This is a genomic window from Borreliella burgdorferi B31, from assembly GCF_000008685.2.
Taxonomy (GTDB): domain Bacteria; phylum Spirochaetota; class Spirochaetia; order Borreliales; family Borreliaceae; genus Borreliella; species Borreliella burgdorferi.
In genome coordinates this window covers 22,088-30,800 of record NC_000952.1, presented here as the reverse complement: position 1 = coordinate 30,800, position 8,713 = coordinate 22,088, and the positions used below count along the sequence as shown (strand labels likewise).

Genomic DNA, 8,713 nt, shown 5'->3' with positions numbered 1-8,713 from the left:
TTACAAAAATCTTTGATTGCCAAAGTGAACACTTCTCTCTCTATACCCTAAAGACAACATCAAATATGCTGCAGATATTGCATCAAGAGCATCATCATGGGTTTTGTTATCTCCTTTATACGAATAAATATCATTAAATACAGAAGAACTGCTGTACTTTGTAATGTAAAGTTTCTTATAAGTAAACGGCGTAATTAACGTTGTTATTCTGCTAAATTTATTAGACTTTGGCTTAACTGGAACAATTCTAAAATATTGACCCATATTATTTCTTAGCAACATGTATTCACGAGTCAATCCACCAGCACCTTTTGTATTGTCTCTATCTTCTAAATAAAGTGTATGTACATTAAAATTCTCTAAAACGGTCTTAACCATATTCATAATATACGGGTCATTGGCTGGTCTTTGGTCTTGAAATACAAAAGCATAATACTTATCATCAACTCGCTCCATAACACATAATGCAGTGTTATCCCCTCCAACACTAAATGCTGGGTCTAAATATGCTATCGGGCTAGTAAATACATAATCATTAGTAATATTTATTTGTGTAAAAATTGAATCGGTGCTTGCTATCCATTCACCTAGCAAAACTCTTGCTTTATATGATGGTATATCTTTATATAGCTTTTCTTGAGTTTCGATAAATCCTTTGCTAAGTAGAACATTATCATAAGTTGTAAAATTATATGTCTTAAAAGTTGCTATATTATCAATATAATCGGTTTTAAAATAGTGTTCCGGATGATCGGGGTTAGTATCAAAAATAATAGTTTCTTGCCCACACCTTAGTCTTTTTAAGACTTCCTCTAAAGTTTGCTTGTGTAAAGTTGTAGCCTCATTCACAAAAATAAGTGCTGAATTACTTCCCCTAAATCTTTCAAAATCACTTGCCTTATCTCCACCATATAGATTAATACGTAGTGAATCAATCAAAATATATGAATTATTTGTATGTCTTGGAATATAAGGAATTTTAAGAAGTTTACATAGCTTTTCAAATTGTCCCAAAACATTAACTTCAACTGAACGTTGTGAATTCCCTATAATGAAATTATTCGTATCGCTAGAATATAGCTTTTTATTTTCAATTAAACTTTTGAGAAAAAGATAACATGCAAGATACGTTTTGCCGCTAGCTATACCTCCACTGAGTATAATCTTCTTTTCATTATTCTTTTTAATGCTTTTTATCACATTTTTTTGTTTTAAAGTTAGCTGTTCTTCTTCAAACTTATCAAAATTAATTGAAGAATTTGTTAGCTTTATAAATTGCGATATATCAACTCCATATTTATTTTTGTATTCCTTTTGTAGTGTTGTAAAAAGTTTTGTTTGATATAAGTTCACTTGTGCCCTTTACTATTTTTGTAGTTGCTTTTGCTTTCAGCCTCATTAGCAGTTGTAAGTTTTTTCATACATTCATAGTAAAGCTCCATTTCTCTTATTGAACACTCCTTTATATATTCATCAAGCTCGCTTTTTAAAGAATTAATTTCTCCATTAACAACTTGCTTGTTTTTTTTACTACTTGCTTTATTTAAAGCGTCAATTTCGGCTCTTAAATTTTCTATTTTAGTTCGCATACCAGTCAGTTCAACACTAGAATATTGCTTAAATGCACGTATAAATCCTAATTTTAAATTAGCACACTCTATATCTAATTCACTTATAACTTTCCTAGCGTTAACTTCTGATTTAAAAGTTTGTGATAAAAGGTGTTCTAAAGTATCTTCACTAATTGTTAGTCTAGAGTCTTGGTTAACAACACTTTCTCCACTTTCCCATTTTTGTCTCATTCTCCACACATTTACTTTAGAAACTCCCAATTTATCCGCTATTTCTCTATCATTTAACGATCCTTCTCTAAAATACACAACATAATCATCAAAAGGCCTTTTAACTTTTTTCAAAACAATTTCTCCTAAAATAACAAAATTAACAACTTGTTACTCTAAATAGTAAATCAATTTGTTAATTGTTAACATAAACTATTATATTTTTGATGTTTATTGATAGATATTTGATATTTATTGTCTTTTATTAATTTAGAAATAGCAATTACCTAGTTTATTGAATTTTGGAATAACCTGATTATACTAATTTGGAAAAATCTTTTATTGTTTTTAGAAGATACTTCCTTGTGCAAATTCCCTTATCATAATAGTGCATGATTATAAATAATATCTCTACAAAGTCGAGAACCACATTTATTGATTCTCGTTCTGGATCTTTATTACCAATCTCATCCATAATATTAGAAACAATACTCAAAAACCGGGTAGAATACTTCTCACCCATCTTTTCCAAACATTTTTCTAGCATTCCTTTCTTGTAGCTACAATCAAACTTCCTATTTTGGAAATTTTTATACTTTTCTATTATATGCTTATCTTTCAGAACGTCTTTAATAAAATTTTTTGCAGGATCTATAATATAATCTGCGATTTCATCAATACTTTTTCCGGTTTTTCTTTTGTATTCTTGTATTGATACAAAACCTCTATAAAAATCCTTTTTTTGTTTCAGAGTTAATTGTTTAACTCCATAAAGTTTGCTTATTTCCTTTTTTGTGCCTGGACTCAAGCAATCATAAAAATCTGAAATCTCATTTATATTCATCATAACTCTAGAGAGTATATAAATAAACAATATTTTAAACAATAGTTTTTGGCACTTTTTGAATGAAAATTTTTATAGAAAACATTTTTATATTCACAACAATGAAATCTACAAAAAAATAGCGGCTAGTTTAAAAAATAACCAGCTGCTATTTTGTGTATATAAAATTTAGTTACATTTAAAGTTCTTTATCAATATGAATTACTATCCTCAATGTATCCTTTAATTTCTTCAAAATTATCTTCATTTTCAAAATATTTTTTAACTTCTTCTAATCCTGATTTTAATTTTTCTAAATCTGATTGAATATCACTAACATTTACATTTTCTTTTAAATTAGGCTCCTTTTCTAGAACAATATATGCTTTATTACCCTCATTTAATTTGGTTCTTAAATTATGTCTAGTATCACTCAATTCTTTCAATAATTTTCCTAATTCTTCGCCTTCTTCATCCTCTAAATCTCCCCAAGTTTTGTATATAGCTTTATTCCCATCAGTAAAATCATCATATACAGGCCCCGTAATTTTATCTATAACTTCTTCTGCTCCTACAATTGTTTTACCATTTATACCATCAATATCCTTATTTATTTCATCTATTTTGTCTGTAAGTGTTTTAATTTTATATTTAACTTTCTTTTCTTCTTCTTGTTTTTGTTGTTCCTCTCTTTCTTGTTTTTCTTTTTCTGCTTTAACCCTAGCTTCTTCCTGTTGTCTTTTTTGTTCTTGTTGTTTTAGTCGTTCTTCTCTTTCTCTATCTGCTCTAGCTTTTGCTTCTTCTTGTTTTTGTTGTTCTTCTTTAGAGTTTCTCTCTTCTTCTTTTTGCTTTTGACTTTGCTTCTCCACTTTTTCTTTTTTACTATCTTGTTCTTCTTTTTTCTCCTCTACAACTTCTTTTTCTTCCTCAACTTTATCTTTAGATTCTTTTGCTTTTTGGTCTTCTTGTTGACCACCACTTTGTGCTGCTGCTTTTACTTTTGGTACTGGTGGATTGTCATGACTATTTTCCGGCAATACTGGTAACAGTGCTATTGCTCTGTTATTAGGATCATCGCCCTGCATTAATTCATTATCTTCATCTTCTTCTTGTAATTTTTTTGCTAATTCATCTACTTTTGAACTACTTGAAGTAATTTTATCTTTTGCTGGATCTAAAACCTTATCTAAAAATCCTTTAATTTTCCCTTTTGCATTTTGTTTTATATCTTTACCAGTTGCATAATTTTTACAAGAAATTATAAGTGCAAAAACAGCAAAAATAATCAATATTTTTTTATTCATACTTTTTGTTTTCTCCTTTGTTTTGAATTTCTATCTTAAAAGATACCACTGTTATTCTTTTTTATCTTCTTCTATTCCCTTAAGTTCTTCTTCAATCTTTTTAAGAGAATCATCTATAACTTTGTTTGCTAATTCATCAGTATTGCTGTTGTCACTGCCGCCATTAGAATAACTTACACCCAAACCTAATTCATTGGCACACTGCCAAGCTTGCACTCCAACACCACCTCGGTTTTTAGACCTGTCGCCTTGAGTTTTCCCAGTTGAAGTATCTACTTGTTTTTTATATTCTTCAAATTTCTGTTTGGCCTCTTGTAAAGCTTTTTTTCTCTCCCCCTTTTTCTTTGCTAAACTCTCTTCAAGCTCCTTAAATTTATCTTCAAGTCCTTTTCCTTTCAATTTTTCTTTTATTTTGTTTATTTTTTCTTCATACTCAGAATATGTTTCAATAGAAGTTTTTTTAGAATCTAATTTTTCTATTTTATTCTTTAATTCTTGAATTTGTTTTTCAATTTCTTTTGTATCTTTTTCATCTAATTTAGATAAATCTTTTGTCTCTAGAATTTCTAAAAATCCTTCAACTTGTTTTTTTATCTCTTGTTCTGTTTTTTTTACATTTTGTTCTGAACTTTCTAGATTTTGTTCTGAATTTTTTAGATTTTCACCACTTGCATAATTCTTGCAAGAAATCATCAATGCAAAAACAGCACAAATAATAAACATTTTCATTTTCTTATTCATAAGTTACTCCTAAAATCCTTAAGTCTAACGCAATGCCTAATAAATACAATTTTTCAAAGATTTAAATATATAATTTTGTTACATTCAGCTATCACATATTAACAAAACGCAAATATAATTTTAACCAACTCCCCAAAATCTCTCCATTGCAAATGCACCACTCATTACAAAAGACTACAAAATCCATACAACTTAAATTTCAAAGTCTTTGCTATATATTAGATAAAGTATACTGTCTTTCTTATCCGACACCCTCAAAAAATGCCTATTCTGTTTATCACAGCCACTCCACAACCCAAATTTCGCATGCAATGAGAACACCCAAAATTTGACTAAAATTTTAGGTTTTTGATAAAATATAAATTGCATTTTTATTAAATTTTTATTACTTTTACTTAATTTAAAAGTAACACTTCTAAGGAGAGGATTTTATGGATATTAATAATTATTTTAATTTAAATAATTTCAATATGGATTTTATGCTCAAACTATTTCAAGATTATCAAAATGTGGTAAATGAAAATAAAATTCTTAAAAATTCACTAAAAATTTCTTCTAAGCCTACTAAAAAAGCTTCAAAACCAACTCCTAAGTTTTATTTAACCTCAAAAAGTAGCAAAATAATTGAAAAATGCGTCAAAACATTAAAACAAACTGACCCAATTTCTGGTTGGTTTCTACATCTACTCGCAATAAGTGGGTGCAGGGGTGCAGAAATTCAAAAAGTTAAAATGCAAGATATTACCCCGCTACTAAGCAAAACTGGAGAAACTTTCTACAATATAAAAGTAAATGTAGCTAAAAAAAGAAATATCACTTGCATTAGAGAAATTGTCATCAAATCTGAAGAATTTGAGGCTATTCAAAAAGCTCACGAAAATTACTTTAATGACAAAAATCTCGACTCAAGGCGTACCTACCTTTTCCAAAAAACCAAACATAAATTTAAAGATAATCAAATTAGCATTATCAATATTTCTAAAAAATTTAAAATTCTTCTTAAAAAATCAGGCTTTCGTGCTAATAAATCTCTTCATTTATTTAGAAATTTATTTATTTCAAATTTAAAATCTAATGGCTATAACTCTTTCCAGATTAAAGAACTTATGAAATATCATTCAACCAATGAAATTGATAATATTTATGGACTCTCTGCTGCTAACAAAATTCACGCTTATAAATGCATGAAAAATAACCTTAAACTTTAAAAAAACTACTTTAGTCTAAATATACGCTTTGAAGTTACTTTAAATATTTTCCCACGAGGCTTCAAGTCAAGTGAATCATATAATATTTCTTTATTTTTTGTTGCTATAAAGTGATATCCATTAACCTTATCGATTTTAACTTCACTTATTTCAAATTCATTGGCTGCACCTAAATAATTTAAAGATTCATATCTCACGCTACTTCTAATTCCGTAATAATTAAGTATCATACATGGATTTATAATAAAACAATTACTCTTAATGTATCCAAGTCCTATAAATCTATAATACGCTGCATTTATCTCATAAGCATTAAATTCACGTTTCTTAAATAGGCTTGTATAATAATGTAGACACAAAAAGTAACAACCCCATTTTTGTATCTCCGGTCTTAAAGTTCTATTATCTTGTTTTATTTTATTAATAAGCATTAATTAATCCTCCTATATTAAATTTATTTTTTTAATTTTTTAGTGCACCCATTCACATGGGGACACTAACACTATTTGTAAATGCTATATTGCTAGGGAAAAATACTGTACCACTTGTTGGTAGTAGTCCCTTCAATCTATCTGATATTGCCCTTTTCTTAGGGTCAAGAGTAAACACAAACTCTCCAAATTTATAATTTAGCTGCTCAATTAGTGGATATGTATTTGTAATATTGTAAATTAGCATCTTCAACCTATCTTTAATGGGCTTTTCTCTTTTTTTATTTTCGTTTTGGATTCTATTTAATTCTTTTTGTAGACTATCAATCTCCATTAAATCATACGCAAGATTTTCAGCAGATTGATTATCCTTAATTTCAAGGTCTGCACAATCAACATATTCTATAAATTCTCTTGCCCAATCAAACTCAACTCCAGAACTATAAAAATCACTCCTTTCTACTAAATCTTCAACAAGTTTTATAAACGTATCCTCGTTAAAATTATGTGCCATTAAGTATTCCTCTCTATAGTTACTATAAATATCTTTTTTCAAATTTATAATTTCTAATTCACATTTATTAACAAATTCAAACACTTTTGATATTAAGGCCTCATCTCTTTTAATCTTACAGTTAATTGGTGCAGCATCTATTAAAAAGAACAAATTACAATACTCAAGCCCAGTGCATGCTAGCTGCATTTGTGCTTGTATATAATATTTGAAAAAATATTTACTGCTTAAAAAATTGCCATTTTTATTGTACTCAGCAATAGCACTACTCATATAATTAGAGTCGCTACTTTTAATCTCTAATAGTTCTAAATCGCCATTATTATTAATAAACCAGCCATCAATTGTTGAGCCCACTAAAGTTTCTGAACTGCCCATTTTTTTGAAATAATTATACTTATCAACTCCGTTGGCATATTTATTTTTATATAAAATATCAATATTATCACCGTATGCTTTAACAAACTCTCTAAATCCTAAATTCTCTAACTCTTTGCCCTTGAGCATATATAAATTCTCTTCAAAAGGTAGACTCATATTAAAATATTTAAGCACTCTGTTTATCATTAAATCTTTCAGCCCAGCACCTCCAACAAGAATATTGCCTACTTCACTAGCACCGTATTTATCTAACTTGTTTCTTTGCACACTAAAATCAATATTGCGATTAAATCTAAAACATTCTTGACTACTTATTCCTGGCAATTTCTTGCCTATCTTACTTAATTTACTTTTTTCTTTAATGGGAGAAGATTTTTCCTCAAATATTTCACAACCAGTAAAACTTTGTTGATTAATACTTATCATTTTGAGCTCTCCTTGAATATTTTCTTGTGGATTATTATTGTTTGAAAGATTTTCCATCTTTTTACTCCTTTTATAGTAATAAATATAAGTATATAGCAAAAACTATTTTTGCCAACTTTTTTACAAAAAATTTTACAAAAAATTAGTTGGGCTTATTTAAATTCTCTTGTTAGAGAACTTAGCTAAACCCAACTTAATTGGATTTTTTTGATAGCAATATACTTATTTAGCTATACACATACATATATATAACAAAAACTATTTTTGTCAGGCTTTTTACAGAAATTATTATAATAAATAAACGCTTTTCAACAATTGAATATAGTTTAATTTAGAATTAAAATCAATTTGTATTTGTTAAAATAAAAGAACTTATTTAGATTTTCTTGTTAAAAAATTCAAATAAGTTCTAAATTTAAAAGAAAGTAAAAATAAAATGTTTCTTTTAAAGAATTTAAATCAAGATTATAGTATTCTATTTAAAAAATACGCTATATACTCCCTTAATATTTTAAAAAATTTTAATCATTCTCAATTAAAGAAATACTTATTAAATATAGAATAGATAATTGGAGCAAGTGTTATTCCCATTATTAGAATTACTTGTATTGTTCTATTGCTTGCATTAAGTTCATTTTTTAAAACATCTATTTTATTATCTAGACTAGATATATCCTTTTGCAAGGTTTTTTCTATACTATCTATTTTAGAATTAAGTTCGTTTTTTACACTATCTATTTTAGTATCTAAACTGGATATATCTTTTTGTAAAGTTTTTTCTACATTATTTATCTTGGTATCTAAACTATCTATTTTGGCATTTAAACTCTTTTCTACAAAATCTATTTTTAGATTTAAACTTTTTTCTATAGTATCTATTTTTAGATTTAAACTTTTTTCTACAGTATCTATTTTTATATCTAAATTAGATATATCTTTTCTCAAATTCTTTTCTAAATCGATTATTTTCTCTTTTAAAAATTCAAAATTGAAATTATCATTATGAAGAAAAACAAAATCTATTGCCTCCTCACTAAACCCTATGTTTAAAAATTCATTTTTTATGCTTTCTATGTTATATGTTCTGTACGCTAAATTAGTCAT

At 27.3% G+C, this 8,713-nt stretch carries 9 protein-coding genes; 1 reads left to right on the top strand and 8 read right to left on the bottom strand.

The genetic code is table 11. The features are described from left to right. The 5 genes from BB_RS06895 to BB_RS06875 form a co-directional block, all read right to left on the bottom strand. Positions 1 to 1,353, bottom strand: coding sequence for a PBSX family phage terminase large subunit (locus BB_RS06895; protein WP_010883836.1), 1,353 nt, complete (start codon positions 1,351 to 1,353; stop codon positions 1 to 3). After that, positions 1,350 to 1,916 carry a DUF603 domain-containing protein gene (locus tag BB_RS06890; protein WP_010883850.1) on the bottom strand — a complete coding sequence of 189 codons (567 nt, stop codon included), beginning with the start codon at positions 1,914 to 1,916 and terminating at the stop codon, positions 1,350 to 1,352. The genes BB_RS06895 and BB_RS06890 overlap by 4 nt, the downstream gene beginning before the upstream one ends. A gap of 181 nt (positions 1,917 to 2,097) precedes the next feature. After that, entirely contained in the window at positions 2,098 to 2,625 is a 528-nt protein-coding gene (locus BB_RS06885; RefSeq protein ID WP_044283630.1) for a DUF643 domain-containing protein, read from the bottom strand. Positions 2,626 to 2,816: 191 nt separating this feature from the next. Further along, the gene (locus tag BB_RS06880; RefSeq protein WP_010883835.1) at positions 2,817 to 3,908 is read right to left on the bottom strand and encodes an ErpM; all 1,092 of its coding nucleotides are present in this window, start codon (positions 3,906 to 3,908) and stop codon (positions 2,817 to 2,819) included. 51 nt (positions 3,909 to 3,959) lie between these two features. Further along, a complete protein-coding gene (locus BB_RS06875) occupies positions 3,960 to 4,649 on the bottom strand; it encodes a hypothetical protein (RefSeq protein ID WP_010883834.1) in 690 nt (229 codons plus the stop codon). A 431-nt stretch (positions 4,650 to 5,080) separates the two neighbouring features. Between BB_RS06875 and BB_RS06870 the strand changes: the two genes are divergently transcribed. After that, positions 5,081 to 5,857 carry a tyrosine-type recombinase/integrase gene (locus BB_RS06870; protein WP_002658529.1) on the top strand — a complete coding sequence of 259 codons (777 nt, stop codon included), beginning with the start codon at positions 5,081 to 5,083 and terminating at the stop codon, positions 5,855 to 5,857. A gap of 5 nt (positions 5,858 to 5,862) precedes the next feature. Here the strand turns inward: BB_RS06870 and BB_RS06865 are convergent, their stop codons facing one another. The 3 genes from BB_RS06865 to bdr form a co-directional block, all read right to left on the bottom strand. Next, positions 5,863 to 6,288, bottom strand: coding sequence for a DUF261 domain-containing protein (locus tag BB_RS06865; RefSeq protein ID WP_010883833.1), 426 nt, complete (start codon positions 6,286 to 6,288; stop codon positions 5,863 to 5,865). Positions 6,289 to 6,340: 52 nt separating this feature from the next. After that, positions 6,341 to 7,666, bottom strand: a complete 1,326-nt coding sequence (locus BB_RS06860; protein WP_012663423.1) for a DUF244 domain-containing protein — start codon at positions 7,664 to 7,666, stop codon at positions 6,341 to 6,343. A gap of 474 nt (positions 7,667 to 8,140) precedes the next feature. Next, positions 8,141 to 8,713, bottom strand: a complete 573-nt coding sequence (gene bdr, locus BB_RS06855; RefSeq protein ID WP_010883831.1) for a Bdr family repetitive protein — start codon at positions 8,711 to 8,713, stop codon at positions 8,141 to 8,143.

What these genes read in the sequence shown, in the direction of transcription:
- BB_RS06885 (WP_044283630.1), bottom strand. Translation starts at nt 2,625, where the DNA reads ATGAATATAAATGAGATTTCAGATTTTTATGATTGCTTGAGTCCAGGC.
- BB_RS06880 (WP_010883835.1), bottom strand. Translation starts at nt 3,908, where the DNA reads ATGAATAAAAAAATATTGATTATTTTTGCTGTTTTTGCACTTATAATT.
- BB_RS06875 (WP_010883834.1), bottom strand. Translation starts at nt 4,649, where the DNA reads ATGAATAAGAAAATGAAAATGTTTATTATTTGTGCTGTTTTTGCATTG.
- BB_RS06870 (WP_002658529.1), top strand. Translation starts at nt 5,081, where the DNA reads ATGGATATTAATAATTATTTTAATTTAAATAATTTCAATATGGATTTT.
- BB_RS06865 (WP_010883833.1), bottom strand. Translation starts at nt 6,288, where the DNA reads ATGCTTATTAATAAAATAAAACAAGATAATAGAACTTTAAGACCGGAG.
- BB_RS06860 (WP_012663423.1), bottom strand. Translation starts at nt 7,666, where the DNA reads ATGGAAAATCTTTCAAACAATAATAATCCACAAGAAAATATTCAAGGA.
- bdr (WP_010883831.1), bottom strand. Translation starts at nt 8,713, where the DNA reads ATGACTAATTTAGCGTACAGAACATATAACATAGAAAGCATAAAAAAT.